Source organism: Algibacter sp. TI.3.09, from assembly GCF_038154905.1.
GTDB lineage: Bacteria > Bacteroidota > Bacteroidia > Flavobacteriales > Flavobacteriaceae > Algibacter.
Window position 1 is genome coordinate 142,549 of the sequence record NZ_JBAKAN010000001.1, and the last position, 18,034, is coordinate 160,582.

The window sequence follows — 18,034 nt, forward strand, 5'->3', positions numbered from 1 at the left end:
AGTAATTCTTATTTTTGGACATATTTAAAATGTTATGATGTATCCAAAAATTCCGCTTGCGCAAACCGTTATTCAGTTGTGTAAAGCAAAAGGAATTAAACATATTATATTATCTCCAGGAAGTAGAAATGCACCCCTAACTATTGGTTTTACTCACGACTCGTTTTTTGAGTCTTACAGTGTTGTCGATGAGCGTTGTGCTGCATTTTTTGCATTAGGCATTGCTCAAAAAACACAAGAGCCAACCGCTGTAGTTTGTACATCGGGTAGTGCGTTACTTAATTATTATCCTGCGGTTGCTGAGGCTTTTTATAGTAATATTCCGTTGGTTGTGTTATCGGCCGATAGACCTAAACATTTAATTGGCATTGGTGATGGGCAGACTATTAACCAGAAAAATGTATTCGAAAATCATATTTTATATTCAGCTAATTTAAAGCTCGATTTAAAAGATGAAAAGAATGTGCCTAACCATGAAGATCTCCCTATATTTAAAAATCTAGAAGATAAATTTGAACGTTTATTAGGCTTACAAAAAGGCATTCAAACATTTAACGAAGAAGAGATTAATACCGCTATAAATATTTCAAAATTAAAAAAAGGCCCTGTTCATATTAATATTCCTTTTGATGAGCCACTTTACAACATGGTTGAAGCATTGAGTGTTTCTCCAAAAGTTATTGAAATTCCTTTTAAAGAAACCGAAATTGAAGAGCATATTTTAAAATCGTGTTTTGAAGATTGGAATTCGGCATCGAAAAAAATGATTTTGGTTGGCGTAAATCAACCGAATAGTATTGAGCAAAAATGGTTGGATGAATTATCGGAAGATGATAGTGTTATTGTTTTAACCGAAAGCACTTCAAATTTACACCATCCTCATTTCTTTAATAGTATCGATCAATTAATTGCGCCTTTATCAGAAGAGGAGCAAAAGCAACTTCAACCAGATATATTAATTACTTTTGGAGGCCTAATTGTATCGAAAAAGATTAAACAATTCCTACGAAAGTATAAACCAAAACAACATTGGCATATTGATGAAAAAGATGCGAACGATACGTTTTTCTGTTTAAACAATCACATTAAGGCCACTCCAAATCAGTTTTTTACGGAGTTTTTACCCAAAGTAACCCATTACGTAAAGAGTCATTATAGTGCGGTATGGAGTGCCGTAAGGCAAGACCGATTGGTAAAGCATAAGCAGTATTTAAAAACGCTTCTTTTTTCGGATTTTACAGTGTTTAATAAGGTTTTAAAATCGATTCCAGACCAAAGTATTTTGCAAGTAGGGAACAGTTCGGCTATTCGTTACACACAATTATTCAATTTAAATAAAACCCTAGAGGTGTTTTGTAATCGCGGTACAAGCGGTATTGATGGAAGTACAAGTACGGCTATTGGGAGTGCTGTGGCCAATGAAAAACAAACGGTTTTTATTACAGGTGATTTAAGTTTTCTATACGATAGCAATGCACTTTGGAACAATTATATTCCGAAAAATTTTAGAATTATTATAGTAAATAATCAGGGTGGAGGTATTTTTAGAATTTTACCAGGACATAAAAACACAGAAAATTTCGATACTTATTTTGAAACAAAACATAATCTTACGGCCGAACATTTAGCGAAAATGTATGGTTTAGATTACGTAAAAGCTTCCGATAAGATAGAATTGAAAGGGGCTTTGGCTACATTTTACGATGCCGGTGAGCAACCAAAAATATTGGAAGTGTTTACACCTAAAGCTATTAATGATGAAATTTTACTAGATTATTTCAAAAATTTAAAATAAGAATGTGACTTATCAATTTATTTGGTGTCTAAAAAATAGTTATCTTAATAACTTAATTTATAAACCCTTTTTAAAAACATTCTAAACATGAGTAAAAGAGACGATTTAATTGTAAAGTACGCAGCAGATTTAAAAGATAAATGTGGTGTAACTCCAGATATGGATTTCTTGAAAAAAGTAACAATTGGTTGTGGACCATCAATTTATAACGCAGATTCTTCTACGGTTTCTGGTTCGGATGCTTCTGAATTAGCCACTGTAAAGAACAACTTCTTAATTAAAAAATTAGGATTAGCTGATGATGCTAGCTTAGACGAAGGTATTGCAGCTGTAATAGAACAATACGGAAAATCTAACCGTACAAAGTACAGAGCGGTTGTTTATTACTTACTTGCAAAGCATTTTGGAAAAGAATCTGTGTACTAGTATTACAGTATAACTCTCTCTATAATATTAAAGGCGTTACAATTTTGTAGCGCCTTTTTGCATTTAAAATATTGTCTTCTAAAAAATTTCTCTTTTCTAATAATTTTAATCTCGATTCTTTTTTCTAATATCATTACCTTTGCGGCATGATACATTTAGGACAAGTAAATACATTAGAAATTCTTCGTGAAAGTGAGCATGGTGCTTATTTAATTGATAATGAAGATAACCAGGTTTTGTTACCAAATAGATATGTTCCGCAGGAATTTAAAATCTACGACAAGCTAGATGTTTTTGTGTATTTAGACAATGACGAGCGCCCAGTGGCTACAACAGATATGCCATATATTATGAAGGATGGTTTTGCGCTTTTGCGTTGTAACCAAGTTACCGAATATGGAGCCTTTTTAGATTGGGGTTTAGTTAAGGAATTGTTTTGTCCGTTTCAGGAACAAGCTTTTAAAATGAAACCAGGTGGTTGGTACTTGGTTCATTGTTATTTAGATGAAAAAAGTGAGCGTTTAGTAGCTTCTAGTAAAACCATGCGTTTTTTAGATAACCGCGAATTAACGGTTGCTGAGTTTGATGAGGTCGATTTAATTGTATCTCACCCATCGGATATTGGAATGAACGTGATTGTAAATAAAAAACATATTGGTTTAATTTACAAAGATCAAATTTTTAAAGATTTAAGTATTGGCGATAGATTAAAAGGTATCGTTAAAAAAGTACGCCCTGGTAATAAATTAGATATCGCTTTAGGTCAAATTGGCTATAGAAATATAGAGCCAAATGCCGAAAAAATTATGCATGAATTACATGATAATAGCGGCTATATTAATTTAACCGATAAATCTAGTCCAGAAGCTATTAAAGAGCAGCTTCAAATGAGTAAAAAGAACTTTAAAAAGGCTATTGGTACATTGTATAAGCAACGTCAAATAGAAATTAAGACAGACGGCATTTATTTAGTTTAAAGATACCGAGATTTTAGTTTTTACTCTGCTGTAAACATAGTTAACACCATCGCTAATATTTTTGAAGTGTATGTTTTCTCGTGAGCAAAAATTGCTTTCGATTTCAGCATTCATAGCACTTGCAGAATTATGACTTATAACACCGTAAGCGCACAGGTTGTTCATTATTTCTTTAAAACTGTTTATATCTAGCAAGTTAATAGAGTAGGAGTTTACACGATTTGCAATAATGCCAAAAGGTCGCGATATTCCGAAATGAGAAATTAGTTTTTTAAAAATTTCCGATATATTATGGATGTCTACATGCACGCCTTCTTTAAACTCGATAACTGCTATGTGATTAAAAAAATGGATCTCACCAAGTGATATTTTCTCCGATTTTAAAATATGCTGAGAGAATTCGGATTCAATAATTTTCATGTTTGCTATGGATTAAATTAAGCTATTAAGTTGTAGGGACTTATTAGTAAGACACTTATATCTTTAAAAAGTCACACCTTTTTTATTAAAATTTTGAGCTTTTGATAATATATTGAGTTATAATCTTTGTAATCGCAAATTTTAATACCCAAAAGCCTATTAATTTCAGTATAAACTTATATCCGTAAACATTTCCATTTTTAGTACTTTTGCCAAATGATAAACGACGATACTATAGTAGCATTAGCAACACCTTCTGGAGCAGGAGCCATTGCTATCATCCGATTATCCGGAAAAGATGCCATTACAATGGCGGACAGCGTTTTTAGATCTGTTAAAAGTGACAAGTCGCTTTTAACGCAAAAAACGCATACCATTCATTTAGGGCATATTATAGATAACAAACGCACTATAGATGAGGTTTTGGTGTCTGTTTTTAAAAACCCGAATTCTTATACAGGAGAGAATGTGGTAGAAATATCGTGTCATGGATCTAATTATATTCAACAAGAAATTATTCAATTATTTATAAGGAAAGGTTGCCGCACGGCATCGCCTGGTGAGTTTACTTTACGTGCCTTTTTAAACGGGAAATTAGACTTAAGTCAGGCAGAAGCTGTGGCCGATTTAATTTCGAGTGATAATGAAGCGTCTCATCAAATAGCCATGCAACAAATGCGTGGTGGTTTTTCTTCGGAAATAGCAAAGTTGCGTGAAGAACTTTTAAATTTTGCATCCTTAATAGAATTAGAACTCGATTTTGCAGAAGAAGATGTTGAGTTTGCCGATAGAGGACAATTTAAGGATTTAACCGAACGTATTACATTTGTATTAAAAAGATTGATAGACTCCTTTGCGGTTGGTAACGTGATTAAAAATGGAATTCCGGTTGCTATTGTTGGAGAGCCAAACGTAGGTAAATCTACGCTTTTAAACGCCCTTTTAAATGAAGAACGCGCCATAGTATCGGAAATTGCAGGAACCACACGAGATACCATTGAAGATGAAATTTCGATAGGAGGTATTGGTTTCCGTTTTATTGATACGGCTGGTATTCGAGAAACAACCGATGTTGTTGAGAGTATAGGTATTAAAAAGACTTTTGAAAAAATAGATCAGGCTCAAGTTGTTGTTTTTCTGGCTGATAGTAGCAACTTTAAGGAAACGTCTTTTCTAAAATCTTTTAAAATTGAAATAGAAAAAATTAAAAATAAATATCCGTTAAAACCATTATTGATTGTTGCTAATAAAGTAGATAAGCTTGATGAAAAGCAAGTAGATATCGTTAAGGCAGAAATTGAAAACATTCATCTGCTTTCCGCTAAAACAGGTACGGGCGTCGAAGCTTTAAAGGATAAACTTTTAAGCTTCGTAAATACAGGCGCATTGAGAAATAATGATACTATTGTTACTAATACCAGACATTACGATTCGCTTCTAAAAGCTTTTGAAGAAATAGGGAAAGTAAAAGAAGGTTTAGAAATTGGTTTATCTGGAGATTTAATGGCGATAGATATTCGTCAGGCACTATATTACTTTGGTGAAATAACCGGAGAAATTACTAATGATGATTTATTGGGGAATATTTTTGCTAATTTCTGTATCGGGAAGTAAAATGTGTTTTCTCTCGTTTCTTTTAGTGTCTTTTCCTTTATTATCAGTTAATTAGAGTGTTTTTATTTTTCTTTTCATTAGCTTTGTTCTTATATTTGTTACTTCATATGTACTACATTTTTTTATTGTGTAGTACAAACGTACTACTTTATGAAGATAACATTGAAAAAGCGTAAACTGGCAAGTGGTAAAATTAGTTTGTCAATTGAATATTACAAAGGTTCCGAAACTACGCCAGAGGGTAAGCGAAGACATATTAGAGAAAATGAAAACTTAAAGCTGTTTCTTTATGGAGACCCAACAAATCCGGGTGAAAAGAAAAAAAATAAAGAAACTTTAGTTTTAGCTAAGAAAATTTTAGCTATTAGAGAAGCTGAATTTTATCAAGGTCGCTTTAATCTAAAAAACACAGCTAAGTCTAAACGGCGTTTTTTAGATTTCTTTATAGAGAAAGCGGAAGAAAAAAGTGATAGTCAAAATAATTATGGTAACTGGACTGCTACACTGGTTCATTTAAAACGTCATATTGCTCCGGGTACTGTTTTTGAAGAGATTGATGATGCTTTTGTAAAACGAGTTCGTAATTACTTCGATAAGGAAGCTCGTACTAAAAGTGATCTACCTCTAGCTCTAAACTCCAAATATTCCTATTTTAATAAATTTAAGGCTTCATTAAGATTGGCTTTTAATGAGGGGTATTTGTCTATTAACTATGCAGCTCAGGCTAAATCTTTTGAACAAGCAGAAAGTCAAAGAGAGTATCTTACATTTAAAGAATTACAGAATTTGTCTAATACACCTTGTAAATATGAAGTTCTTAAAAGGGCTTTTTTATTTTCATGTTTAACAGGTTTAAGGTGGTCGGATATTAATGCTATGATCTGGTCAGAGGTTAGGGATGAAGATGAAGATGTAATTCGAATTAATTTCAGGCAGCAAAAAACAGATGGCGTGGAATACCTTTATATATCAAAACAAGCAAGGGATTTATTGGGAGAAAGGAAAGAGCCACAAGACAGGGTTTTTGTGGGTTTAAAGTATTCAGCGGTATATAATAATGAAATAGTGCGTTGGTGCAATCGTGCAGGCATATCAAAACACATCACTTTCCATTCTGCTAGACATACCAATGCCGTACTGTTATTAGAAAATGGAGCAGACATCTATACGGTTTCCAAACGTCTTGGACACCGTGAAATTCGTACCACAGCTATTTATGCCAAGATTGTAGATAAGAAAATGAGAGAGGCTTCTAATTTAATTCCAACGCTAAAGTTTTAACCATGGATAATATTGAAAATAAGATTTTGGGTAAATTAAAAGATGAAATCAAATCTGAAATTTCTGATGAAATACTCGCAGAAATTAAGAACATAGTAAAAGAGGAGGTAAGGTCTGTATTAATTACAGAAAGAGGGCTTGAAACCTCTTTAACTGCCTATATAAAATCACTTTGCTATGAAGAAGTACATTATTTAAGAATGTTAAATAGAGGTTTAGTTAAACACGGTTCGACATTAATTGAAATACCAGATACCTCAAGGAACATAGTATGGTTGACTAAAAGAAAAAATATTGACATTAGGAATTTATATGAAGAGTATCGTTTTGGTAATTTTATATTTTGCTCTTATGAAGATTTTAATTTGGTATTAGATTTTAAAGTACCCTCAAAGCCAATTTCTTGGAATGATAAAGGAAGAAAAGACTTTTCATATAAGCGTCTTTTTGAGTTATATAATAGTGTTTATGTTTTAGATTTTTCAAAATCAACTAGATTGAGAAATAAATTCTTGTATTTTCTGGCTGATTGCTTTTATTTCAATGGCGAGTTTAAGAAATTCGTAAATATTAAAAAAGCATTTGATAAGGTTTATCCAATCGAATAATTAATGAAAAGTTAAAGTTAAAGGAATATGCACCCTTTTGTGGTGCCCCTTAATTCCCTTATTTTTTTTTCTGTTTACATTTATAACCTTTGCTATCGTTAACCTATAAAAGTATAGCAATGGAAAATCATTTAATTTTAGAAAAACTGAATCGATTAGAAAGACTAATCGTAGATTCAACTAAAGAAATCCTCAACGTAGAAGATTTAATAAACTACACAGGTTACAAGCGCTCATATATCTATAAGCTTGTACATAACAATGTAATCCCATTTTCAAAACCAAATGGAAAAACTTTATTTTTTGAAAAATCTGAAATCGATACCTGGTTACTTCAGAATAAAAGTCAATCTATTTCTCAAATAGAAGATAAGGCTCAAGATTATATTAATTCTAGAAAAAAATAAAAGCATTGTGTTGGCGCACAATGCTAATTAATTTAACCAAATGGTCAAATGTATTTTGTTCTAGAAAGTAAAAATACGAAATTCTTTGGCTGATAAAACTTTTAACAATGAATTCAACCAATAAAGATTCTGAGCCTGCTTATTTCGCTGTTCTAGTTGCACCAGTAAGATATGATAAGAGATTGAGTCCAAGCGCAAAATTACTGTATGCAGAAATAACAGCATTGACAAATAAACTTGGTTTCTGTTATGCAAGTAACTCTTATTTTGAAAAACTCTATGATGTGTCTAAACAATCCATAAATAATTGGTTGAAAAATCTTGAAGAATGTGGGTTTATCCAAAGGCATATTTATCGAGCAAAGGGTAGTAAAGAAATTTTGAATAGGTATATAACAATTTTTGATAAGCCTATGCAAATAAATTTGAATAGGCCTATACAAGAAATTTTGAATGATAATACTATAACTTTAAATAGTAAATTAAATATTTCTTTAAAGAATGAAAATAAAAGTTTTAAAAAATTAACTCGTAGCCGTGTTTTAAAATAAAAAAAAATGAAGGTAGGTGGAGCAATAACTTTTTGGAAAAATGATTTTTTAAAGGCAAAAAAAATGAAGTCAACAATTCAGAGTTGTATTACAACTAATCAGTTGAAAAATTTATTTAACAAGGAAGCGAAAATTTATTACGGTTTAAAAAATAGAAGTTTTCAAGTTGATGAAAATAACGCCATATTTTTAAATCTTATTTGTAAATATTTTGCACGCGACCCAAGTTTTGAATCTGAGCATTTAGGAGACCTCTCAAAAGGACTTTACGTATGTGGTCCAAATGGAACAGGTAAATCATCAAGTTTTAAAATTATTCAAAACATTTCGGTAAAGTATCATTTGAAATCGCTCTGGTTTCCAATAATTGAAACGTACAAGGTTGTTGAAAAATTTAATATTGAAAAGCAAAAAGATTTTGTTACCAAAAATTATTCTAAGGGTAGATATTTATTTGACGATTTGGGTGCTGAAGTTGAAGCAAATAACAATTTTGTTTATGGTAAAGACGATATTTTTAAAAAAATTATGCAATCTCGATATGACGAATTTATCAGAAAAGGCACAATTACTCACATAACATCAAATCTCAATATTGAACAAATTAAGCAACGTTATGGTTCTAGAGTTGAAGATAGATTTGTTGAAATGTTTAATTTACTTGAATTAAATGGGGAATCGAAAAGATAAATATTAAGTCAATAAAACAAATTAAAAGCCTACAACTAAATTTTATTTACTTAATACTATTGTTTTAAACTATAGAAAAACCTATGGATTTTACCGTTCTCTAAGTTGCAAGTTTGATTTAATCAAAAGAATGATTAATTGTGTTTTTTCTAAAAACGATATTATTTCTCTAAAATGCCTTTTTATTATTAAGGTGTATGCCGAAGAAATAGCAAGTAGAACAGGGGCAGAGCCCCTATTATTCTACTTGCCCTGCGGGGCTAAAACCTTGATATGACTGCGATAACCGCAGTTTTAAAACTATATAAAAATATAGTGAAATTATAATAAAACGTATAACCATCTGTTTTTCAGTGTAAAACATTATATAATGACTAAAAAAAGCATTTTAATATCGCCCCTACATCATAAAGAACTTAAGAAACTTTCTGAATCTAATAGGCTTAGTTATTACAAGTTAGTAGAAGAGATGATTATGTATTTTAAGAAAACAGGCATTGATCCAACAGACTCTAAAAACGAAAGTCCTTCAAAAGGATTAAAAGAACTTGATAAGCGATTAGTCTCATTTTTGAAAGTTCAAGAACGAGATATTTTGAAACCGATGCGTCAAGATATCTATGAAAATTCTAAGGATCAAAAACAGCAAATTGAAAATGTTTATACTAATCTTATCGAGGCACTAAATAGTTTGAATGGATTTGGAAATAATAGAAGAGACAGAATAATTGAAGAAATAGCAAATCAAGAAATAAGTATAAAAAAAATTGAGGAACAGCAATTGAATTTAAAGAGTGATTTGTTACGAGAAATAATAAAGCAGGAAAAAGCTATAATTGAAATATATAATTTAATTCAAGCCCAAAATGAATCAGGATTTTTCAATAGAATAAAAAATATCTTTAAAAATGCCGATAAGCAAACCTCATAGCACATTAGGTGCAGGAAACACTGGAAGTTGTTCCGCATTAGTCAATTACTTAGATAAAGAAAATCGAGAGTTAGAAAAATTAATTAATAAACATAATAGTTTACAAGAAATCAGAGATTTTCAAAATAGAAGACAAGATTTTTTCAACCATGACAAATCTGATATTGGGTTGCTTGAAGTCATTGATGGTATTGATAGAAACAAAAGAAAACTAGGTAAAAATGACTCGAAGTATTTTGCACCTACAATTAGTTTCAGTCAGAAAGAGCTGAAACACCTTATTTCTTTATCTACCGAGAAAACTGAAATTGATGACGTATGGCAATTAAACCCAAAAGAGCTTGAAATATATAATGAGCATTTAAAAAATTACGTAAAAAAAGCAATGGATAATTATGCTATAAATTTTAATCGTCAATCAAAAGGGTTGCAGACAGGGAGAGATCTTGTTTATTATGCTAAAATTGAGCATTTCAGGAAGTTTAAAGGCACAGATTCCGAAGTAATGCAAGGATTGTTTAAAAACGGAGATTATAAGCCTGGTCTTAATTCTCACGCTCATGTAATTGTAAGTAGAAAAGACAAAACACAGCGTCTAAAATTAGACCCAACGACTAAAGAGCGGTCTACTCAAAGAACTATTGGAGGAAATTCATATCAAGTTGGTTTTGATAGAGCAAAATGGATTGACAAAAATGAAACAACCTTCGACAATCTTTTTAACTACCAGAGAATGGAACGTGAAAGATTTAAAAATCAAAACATTTTAAAGAACGGTACCCCAAAGGAGAAGGATTTATTGACTCAAGAGATAAATAAAATAGAAAAGAATAAGAAGTTCGTTTTAAATAATGGTGCTAAAAAAGAGCAGGGCCAACTGATTAAAAAAACAAATAGTCAAGAATTGAACGAGGAAAACAAGGAAATTGAGAGGGAGCCAAAGATTGAGAAAGTGAGAAGTCGAACAAGACTTAGATTTTAAAAAGGATTATATTGTCTAAAGCTAAAGCTAAAGATAAATAATGAATGAGTTAGGAGCGCTCTCCTGAATAATAATTCCTAAATTTGTAGGATTAAGTAATGAAAAATAGATATAGATAAAAATTAAATAAATATAAAAATATAAAGCGTTTAGCTTTTGATTTGGATATAGGAACTCGCCAGTTTTGAATTACCCCAAGGTCAAAAGTAAGACGCCCACGTCTATGGCGTGGGCTGTTCTTATTTGGGGTAAGGTTTCTGGCGAGACCTCTATACTGATAAGTTACAGTTCCACGCTTTTTTATGCCTTAACATTATGGGAATTAAAAATGTACACGTGGAGTATTTAGAAGATTGCTCTGTAGAATCTAAAGAAATAGCCATTCTATATTGGGAATTGGATGGCCATAATCAGTTTGTAAACAAACCTGCCCAGATCAAGAAAAAATATATTTTAAGACAACACGCACTTAATCAAATTATTTTTCAAAGTTCATTCTTGGAGTTTGAATTGGAGTGTGATGAATGTAACGAAATAAAAAAGCTCAAAGTTAAGAGTCAAACTAAATTTAATCAAAGGGTACGCGAGGCTAGTAAATTCTATAGCACATTTCAGTGTTCCTCTTGTAAACAAGCAGCAATAAGCAGAGAAGCAATAAAAGCTGAGGCAGAGCGTGGAGCATTACGAAATAGGTTCAAAAAGGCATTAGATGAAAAAAAATACGAGAATTTATCGCTCTTCAATAAAGAATTGTTACATCACTGTCTTACTAAAAATTTTCAAGACCTAAAAAAGCATTATGAAAAAAGACCAGGCAACCGAAATTTCAAACAGTTGTTTTCTGGACTCTATTATTTAGAGTCTATAGACTTAATTTTACTTCAAAGAATTGAGAATAGTAATACAGTAACCGATTTGGCTTATCTACCAAGGTTAAAAGATAAATTTACATATGAAGAGCCTATACTCGAGACAAAAGGCCCCGTTGTGCTTCAAACAAAAGAAACGAGTAAACTACAAATTAAACTTACTGCAAACCATAATGGTAACCATCCTGATAGTCCACAACACGCAGGTTTAGTAACGTTTAAACATCCAATAAAAATTGAAGCTGATGTTGAGTATACTTTCGCATTTTGGCCAAGAGCAAATGGCAGTCTGTATTTAACACTAGTTCCAACAGACGATATATATCGAGCTCCAAAACAATCTTCTATTTCTAATTTACCTATTTCGCTTCAAGAGGGGATTCAAGATTTTTTGGCCAATATAAAACCTGAAGATTTATGAAAACTTATTTAGACTCATATATAGAGTGCTCCATTATCTTAAAAAATGGCATATGCGTAAAACGTACGATGAAATGGTCATTTTTAATGACAAAATTTATTGATGAATTATATAATGAATACAATGATAATTGGAAATATTTTATAGCCAAATTTTCAGACACAGGTAACCCCTATGGTAAAATTTCTAACACCATAGAAACAAAACGATTACGTTCTAAAGAACTTGAGAAAGTGAATTTTGATTGTATCGTAGAAAATGATTTTCTTATTGATTGTGAATTGTATTTAAAGTCGGAGCCTTCAAATCCAAGACAATACACAATAACAAAAGAAGAACTACTTAATAAGTTTGTCCAAGATATGGACGATTTACATGGTAGGGATTGGAAATATTTTAATACCTGTTTTAACGATTCAGGTCAAGTAGCTTATGGCACCATAAATAATACTAGTTACCTTAGACGAACTAACAAACTTACTCCCTCTGGACTTAAGCAAAGAAGATATGCATTAAATAGACAAAAGTGGGAAGATGAAAAAAATAAACGTGTTGAAATTTTCTATGTTCTCGTGTTTAAAGATTCGGGTTTTTTGAAAATAGGGAACACGTTTAGAGATATAGAATATCGATTATATAATTATATTTTCCCGAGATCGGATAGAGAAAAAAAAATCTATGACGGGCGAATAATAGATTTTGAAAAATCATTTATAGTAAAAACAACCAAAAAACGAATAGATATATCCAATAAAATTGAGTGCTCATTAGAGTCAAAATTTAAAGAGATATTAAAGGATTATAGGTTTACAAATTCAAAAGAAATATTAAAAATAGAATGTCTCTCAGAAATTAAAGTTTACCTAAGAAAGTTGGGTTATCTGGAAAAAACTTCTCTTTTGGAGTATACTGGTTTTGAAGATGGTAATGAAATGAAAATATATAATGTAGAGAAAGGGGTGTATGAAAATGCGTACAGGTTCTATGGTATAAAAAGTAACCCTACGATATACCTTAAAAACAAGCTTGAAAAGTGATAAAAGACACTGATGTTTTTTAAATATAAATATATACTTATAGGTTTGTATGTTTATACTTTTATATAAAAACACAAACTATTCGTGACCGCTGCCGCTAAGGCTCATTTTAAAAATCAGTTGATTATTAATACAGTATAGAAAAATCAACTGATTTTTAAATCGGAAAAACAACAAGGGTAAGCTTTACCATCAAATCTTGAACGAGAGTAAATTTCATTATAATCTACCTTCGTTTTTAATAGATATAAATATATTTTTATACAAGTGTATTTTTGTACAAAAGTATAATTAGACATTTGTATAATTATATCAAAATAGAGACTTCTTTAAAATCCCCAAATCAACTCCTGGTCCCTTAAACACCTGAATAATACTACTTAATTTTAGTTATTAGTATTCATGTTTTTTATGTACTAAAATTACAAGTAAATTTCCCCAATTTTAATGCTATGGAATGGAGGTTTATGATTGTTTTGGCAAAATAACAAGTAGATATGGATTTTGTAGTATGAGCATCTTTTAGTCAAAAAAAAGTGTATTGTGGTTGACCCGAGAGATTAAAAGAACAGAATAAACTTCAACTTTAGTTAATCTATAATTATGGGTTTCCATAAATATATCAAGGTAATTCGTTATTTTTAGAAAAAATAAGATTAATGAAATGGAATGAAGCATTACCATTATTAAAGGCCAAGATTGGTTTAAATTTACATTTAACCCCAGAAAAAAACTTCAAAATAGTAAGAGAGATTCCGCCTTATAAGTGTAAAAACTATAATAATTCAGAAGGATTTAGAGTACAAGTAGGTACAAATACTTCTGTAAATATTCCTCTAGACATGTTAGAGACAATTTTCGAAGCTACAAAACGGAATAACAACACCTACAATAGAGCTGTTTTTGAGACAAATTTTCCGAGAGAACTCAAGGCAAAACCATGCAATGTACATTCAGTTGGTAAATTGTTTGAACATGCAGGTATTATGCAAATGGTAGATAAACGTAATTATCAAATTCTTTAATAAAATGAGACTACACAAAGTACTTCATCAAATATGAAAAAAAACTAACTTTATCACAACTAGAACAATATTTATCTAAAGCTGCTTGGATTCTTAAAGGGCAGTAGCTGCTTCCGATTTTAATATATATTCTTTATTATTTTTTAAACGTTTATCCGATGTTTATGATGAAGAATATCAACAAGCGTTGTAGGAATCAGAAGGAGATATAGAGTACGCCTCCCTATCCGAATTTCATAGATTCGAAATTCCAGAAGGATGTCATTGGAAAGACGTTAGATAAACTACAACTAATGTTGGACTATTTGGAAAATTCAGAGATTTGGTTTTGGATGAAAAATAATTTCCTCTCTAAAATCCAAAAATAGCATCCTATTTTAGGTATTGTGACATCTTCCGCTTAGGTTTATTTTAAAAATTATACCTTTAAAGGTGTAAAGTTTGATTTTAAATACAATATACACCCTTAAAGGTATAATATAAATATATTTTATTATATTGTACCCATAAAGGTATAGTATGAATAACTGGGATAGAGAGAACGATATTGCCCAATTTGTTAGGGATAGACGTAAAAAAGCAAAACTGACGCAAGTAGAGTTGTCTGACTTTACAGGAGTCGGATTGCGTTTTGTACGCGAACTTGAACAAGGAAAACCAAATCTAATGTCGGATAAAGTAAATCAAGTACTCTTATTTTTCGGACACACATTAACTCCAACACCTATAAGCGATGAGACAAGGCGAAATATGGGTAAATAATACACTGGCAGCTACCTTAACTGAAAATGACAATGATTATAATTTTGAGTATAAAAAAACATACTTAGAAGACGAAAACGCGATACAAATTAGCGTAACACTGCCATTACAAAAAGAACCTTTTATATCTGAACAATTATTTCCCTTTTTTGATGGATTAATTCCTGAAGGATGGTTATTAGACATTGCACACAAAAACTGGAAAATAAACCCAAGAGATCGTATGGGGTTATTATTAACTACATGCAGAGATTGCATTGGTAATATTAGCATTATAGAGAAAACATGAAGTATTGCTTAGCCTGTCATAAAAAACTAAATAAAGGAGACAATAATTATCACCCAAAATGTCTTGCACATTTTTGGCAAGAAGATACACCTGTGCTAGAACTAGATTATGAGTTATCTCAAATCGAAGATTTAGCAAAAGAAAACGTAGCACAACGTATTATTGTTACAGGTGTACAACCCAAATTATCACTAGGTTTTACAGAAGAAAATACTCAAAGTCGTTTAACAATCGTAGGTGCGTTAAACGGACGATATATTTTAAAACCACCGTTTCAGTTATATCCACAAATGCCAGAGATTGAGGCGTTGTCTATGCTACTCACACAATCTTGTGGTATAGCAACAGTACCGTTTTTACTAATTCCATTAAAAGACGGATCATTAGCCTATTTAACTAAACGTATAGATCGTAATGCTAATGGCGAAAAATACCCCATGGAAGATGCTTGTCAATTTACAGAACGCCTAACAGAACATAAATACCGTGGTTCTTACGAGCAAATAGCAAAAGGAATTCTTAGGTATACTCAAAACCCTTTACTGGAAACCGTAAAGTTTTATCAGCAAGTGATTGTATCTTTCCTATTTGGAAATAATGATATGCATTTAAAAAACTTTTCGATAATAGCAAACGATAATAAACATTACGAATTGTCTCCTGCTTATGATATGGTAGCTGTGAAATTATTAATTCCAGAAGATCAGGAAGAATTAGCTTTAAACCTTAATGGTAAAAAAAGAAAATTGAAACGTGAAGATTTTAATGAAGCCATGTTAAAAGCTCACATACCGGAAAAAGCAATTAAAAACCTTTGGAAACGGATTGAAAAAGGAATGAAAAACTGGAATAATTTGATTGACAATAGTTTTTTAAGGGATGAAAATAAAAATACGTTAAAAGAATTAATAGAAAATAGATCAAATCAATTAGAACTTCGTGTAAGTTAAAAATTGCTATATCAAACTATAATATTATTGAATTCTACCAAACAATAGTCAATTATGTGGTTGTTGAAATTTGAAATTTATGAATTTTTTTAAAGAAATATTTCTAAAAATAACGAGTTGGTCTTCATTTCTATTTAGAAAAGGAAAAAAGACTAGCTCTAATGCTGTAAGCAAGGAAAAAGAAAAAAAATTTACAAGGCAAATAGAGGTAACAGAGGAGATAATTAGCGAAATTGTTAAAGATCAGATAGAGGAAAGAAAGGAGGTAATTAGAAAAATTGATAGCACAGCTAGTAGAGTTTCAGAGCTGTCTCAAGTTCAAGAAGCACTAATTAAAAAAAAGCATAGTATTCAAAATAATAATCGTAAAAGTATAAGTGTTTTCAATCAGGAAGAGCTTGCTTATCAATTAGAATTATTGGAAACCAATCTACAACTTCAAAAAAAGAAAGTATATACACCTCAATCAGTTTCTACAAAATCTCTTATAAATATTAAAAAGGAATTAATTACAAATAAACACGCAGGTAAAGCCGTTGTTAAGGTCCTTCAAGAAAACAGAATAATTATTAAAGAGCTCAGAGATAGTGATAAAGTTTCCATTATTAAAAAGAGAAACGATATTTCGAAGTATTCATTAATTGAACTATTCAAAGAAAGTGAAAGAAAAAAAGAAATTGAACGATTAGAGCTTCAAAAGAAAGAGGAGAAAAGAATTCAAAACCTAAAATTTGACAAATCTATTAAGAGAGCTAAAATTTTGATTGGAAATTACGATTTTGATTCAGCAGAAAAGGAATTAAAGTATGCATTGTCTATAAACCATTTACGACGTAAAGTAGTTAACGATTTAAAAGATGAAATTTTAAGGTTAAAGATTCATTTTGAAAAACAAAAAGCGGAATTTAATAAAGTTTTTGAAAGAGCAAGTGTTCAAATGCTGAATAAAGATTATCAAAATGCACTGAAGAATTTTAACCAGTGTAAATTATATGATATAAACATTGAAGAAATTAACGAAAAGATTAAAGAAATAAGAGCTCATATTCAATATGAAAAAAAACAGGAAGAAAATTTCTTAGTAGAAAAAGAGATTTTTATTGTTGAAATAAATAATAAAAACTTCATTAAAGCAAATAGAACACTAGTTAGAATTATAGAGGGGTTTGATAGTAAAGAAATTGAAATTAAAAACTTACAAGATCTATTTGATAAATCAAAATCCAAACACAAAAAGGTAAAAAAGAAGTATAAGCAGAATGTAGAAAAAGCAGAAAACTTTTATTTGAATAACGATTTGATTAATTGTATCAGAATTTTTAAAGATTGTTTGAGTTTAGATATAGATAATGAATTTTGTGAGAAAAGAATTAGAGAGATAAAACATAAGCAAGATTTAGAAGAAAAGAAGCAAAAATTATTACAAAAGAAAGCGAAAGAAGAAAAGATACGTTTAACCGAATTAGAGAAGTATAAGGAAGAAAAAGAGGGGATTTTAAGTTTTTTAAGAAGTAAAGGAATTACATGCTTTTATCATTTTACAGATGAATCAAATATTAGCTCAATAAGGTTAAATGGAGGTCTTTATTCTTGGAGTTATTGTGAAGAAAATGGTATAGAAATAAGTAACCCAGGAGGTGATTATACTTCAAGAAGTTTAGATGAGAGATATAGCCTCGAAAACTTTGTAAGGTTATCATTTGTAAAAGAGCACCCTATGAAATATGTGGCTTCTAGAGATGGTCGTATAAGGTCTCCAAAAATTCTTACAATTGATATAGAAACAGCAACGTTCAAAAATACTTTGTTTTCCAATATGAATGCAACTAGTAATGGTCATTTAGAAGGAGATGATTTAAGTTTTTTAAGAAACGAAATAAAATTTTATGTTGTAAAACAGCCTAATCAATTTAACTTGTCAGTTGAAGAAAAACCTTTTTATCAGGCAGAAATAATGGTTGAAGAACATATTGAAACAAAATATATAAAGAACCTTTAA

19 protein-coding genes are annotated in these 18,034 nt (G+C 30.6%); 18 read left to right on the forward strand and 1 reads right to left on the reverse strand.

Going from position 1 to position 18,034, the window contains the following annotated elements; genetic code table 11:
- Positions 1 to 34 precede the first annotated feature (34 nt).
- The 3 genes from menD to V6246_RS00540 all read left to right on the forward strand — a co-directional run bounded on the left by menD (position 35) and on the right by V6246_RS00540 (position 3,198).
- Complete coding sequence (gene menD / locus V6246_RS00530) at positions 35 to 1,795, forward strand: 2-succinyl-5-enolpyruvyl-6-hydroxy-3-cyclohexene-1-carboxylate synthase (protein WP_341558496.1); 1,761 nt, start codon at positions 35 to 37, stop codon at positions 1,793 to 1,795.
- An 87-nt stretch (positions 1,796 to 1,882) separates the two neighbouring features.
- Positions 1,883 to 2,221, forward strand: a complete 339-nt coding sequence (locus V6246_RS00535; protein ID WP_042501323.1) for a DUF2853 family protein — start codon at positions 1,883 to 1,885, stop codon at positions 2,219 to 2,221.
- A 146-nt stretch (positions 2,222 to 2,367) separates the two neighbouring features.
- Positions 2,368 to 3,198, forward strand: a complete 831-nt coding sequence (locus tag V6246_RS00540; protein ID WP_282148418.1) for a CvfB family protein — start codon at positions 2,368 to 2,370, stop codon at positions 3,196 to 3,198.
- On the opposite strand, the gene V6246_RS00545 is transcribed toward V6246_RS00540, so the two are convergent.
- Positions 3,190 to 3,618, reverse strand: a complete 429-nt coding sequence (locus V6246_RS00545) for a hypothetical protein (protein WP_341558497.1) — start codon at positions 3,616 to 3,618, stop codon at positions 3,190 to 3,192. The genes V6246_RS00540 and V6246_RS00545 overlap by 9 nt on opposite strands.
- A 216-nt stretch (positions 3,619 to 3,834) precedes the next feature.
- Here V6246_RS00545 and mnmE point away from each other — a divergent pair, with 216 nt between their 5' ends.
- The 15 genes from mnmE (at position 3,835) to V6246_RS00620 (ending at position 18,034) form a co-directional block, all read left to right on the forward strand.
- On the forward strand, positions 3,835 to 5,232 hold the full coding sequence (gene mnmE / locus V6246_RS00550; protein ID WP_341558498.1) for a tRNA uridine-5-carboxymethylaminomethyl(34) synthesis GTPase MnmE: 1,398 nt from the start codon (positions 3,835 to 3,837) through the stop codon (positions 5,230 to 5,232).
- Positions 5,233 to 5,382: 150 nt separating this feature from the next.
- The gene (locus V6246_RS00555) at positions 5,383 to 6,513 is read left to right on the forward strand and encodes a site-specific integrase (RefSeq protein ID WP_341558499.1); all 1,131 of its coding nucleotides are present in this window, start codon (positions 5,383 to 5,385) and stop codon (positions 6,511 to 6,513) included.
- 2 nt (positions 6,514 to 6,515) lie between these two features.
- A complete protein-coding gene (locus V6246_RS00560; protein WP_341558500.1) occupies positions 6,516 to 7,121 on the forward strand; it encodes a hypothetical protein in 606 nt (201 codons plus the stop codon).
- Between the two features lie 119 nt (positions 7,122 to 7,240).
- Positions 7,241 to 7,528 carry a helix-turn-helix transcriptional regulator gene (locus V6246_RS00565; RefSeq protein WP_282148414.1) on the forward strand — a complete coding sequence of 96 codons (288 nt, stop codon included), beginning with the start codon at positions 7,241 to 7,243 and terminating at the stop codon, positions 7,526 to 7,528.
- 107 nt (positions 7,529 to 7,635) lie between these two features.
- Entirely contained in the window at positions 7,636 to 8,079 is a 444-nt protein-coding gene (locus V6246_RS00570) for a helix-turn-helix domain-containing protein (RefSeq protein ID WP_341558501.1), read from the forward strand.
- 63 nt (positions 8,080 to 8,142) lie between these two features.
- Positions 8,143 to 8,769 carry a hypothetical protein gene (locus V6246_RS00575; RefSeq protein ID WP_282148412.1) on the forward strand — a complete coding sequence of 209 codons (627 nt, stop codon included), beginning with the start codon at positions 8,143 to 8,145 and terminating at the stop codon, positions 8,767 to 8,769.
- Between the two features lie 370 nt (positions 8,770 to 9,139).
- Positions 9,140 to 9,700 carry a BfmA/BtgA family mobilization protein gene (locus V6246_RS00580; protein WP_341558502.1) on the forward strand — a complete coding sequence of 187 codons (561 nt, stop codon included), beginning with the start codon at positions 9,140 to 9,142 and terminating at the stop codon, positions 9,698 to 9,700.
- A complete protein-coding gene (locus V6246_RS00585; protein ID WP_341558503.1) occupies positions 9,678 to 10,682 on the forward strand; it encodes a DUF5712 family protein in 1,005 nt (334 codons plus the stop codon). The genes V6246_RS00580 and V6246_RS00585 overlap by 23 nt, the downstream gene beginning before the upstream one ends.
- A gap of 315 nt (positions 10,683 to 10,997) precedes the next feature.
- The gene (locus V6246_RS00590) at positions 10,998 to 11,972 is read left to right on the forward strand and encodes a hypothetical protein (RefSeq protein WP_341558504.1); all 975 of its coding nucleotides are present in this window, start codon (positions 10,998 to 11,000) and stop codon (positions 11,970 to 11,972) included.
- Complete coding sequence (locus tag V6246_RS00595; RefSeq protein WP_341558505.1) at positions 11,969 to 13,009, forward strand: hypothetical protein; 1,041 nt, start codon at positions 11,969 to 11,971, stop codon at positions 13,007 to 13,009. The genes V6246_RS00590 and V6246_RS00595 overlap by 4 nt, the downstream gene beginning before the upstream one ends.
- Before the next feature lie 659 nt (positions 13,010 to 13,668).
- Positions 13,669 to 14,034: a hypothetical protein gene (locus V6246_RS00600; protein ID WP_341558506.1), complete on the forward strand. Its 366-nt coding sequence runs from the start codon at positions 13,669 to 13,671 to the stop codon at positions 14,032 to 14,034.
- A 519-nt stretch (positions 14,035 to 14,553) separates the two neighbouring features.
- Entirely contained in the window at positions 14,554 to 14,796 is a 243-nt protein-coding gene (locus V6246_RS00605) for a helix-turn-helix transcriptional regulator (RefSeq protein ID WP_341558507.1), read from the forward strand.
- On the forward strand, positions 14,768 to 15,085 hold the full coding sequence (locus V6246_RS00610; RefSeq protein ID WP_341558508.1) for a HipA N-terminal domain-containing protein: 318 nt from the start codon (positions 14,768 to 14,770) through the stop codon (positions 15,083 to 15,085). Before V6246_RS00605 ends, V6246_RS00610 begins: the two co-directional genes overlap by 29 nt.
- Complete coding sequence (locus V6246_RS00615; RefSeq protein WP_341558509.1) at positions 15,082 to 16,035, forward strand: HipA domain-containing protein; 954 nt, start codon at positions 15,082 to 15,084, stop codon at positions 16,033 to 16,035. Before V6246_RS00610 ends, V6246_RS00615 begins: the two co-directional genes overlap by 4 nt.
- Before the next feature lie 79 nt (positions 16,036 to 16,114).
- Positions 16,115 to 18,034: a DarT ssDNA thymidine ADP-ribosyltransferase family protein gene (locus V6246_RS00620; protein WP_341558510.1), complete on the forward strand. Its 1,920-nt coding sequence runs from the start codon at positions 16,115 to 16,117 to the stop codon at positions 18,032 to 18,034.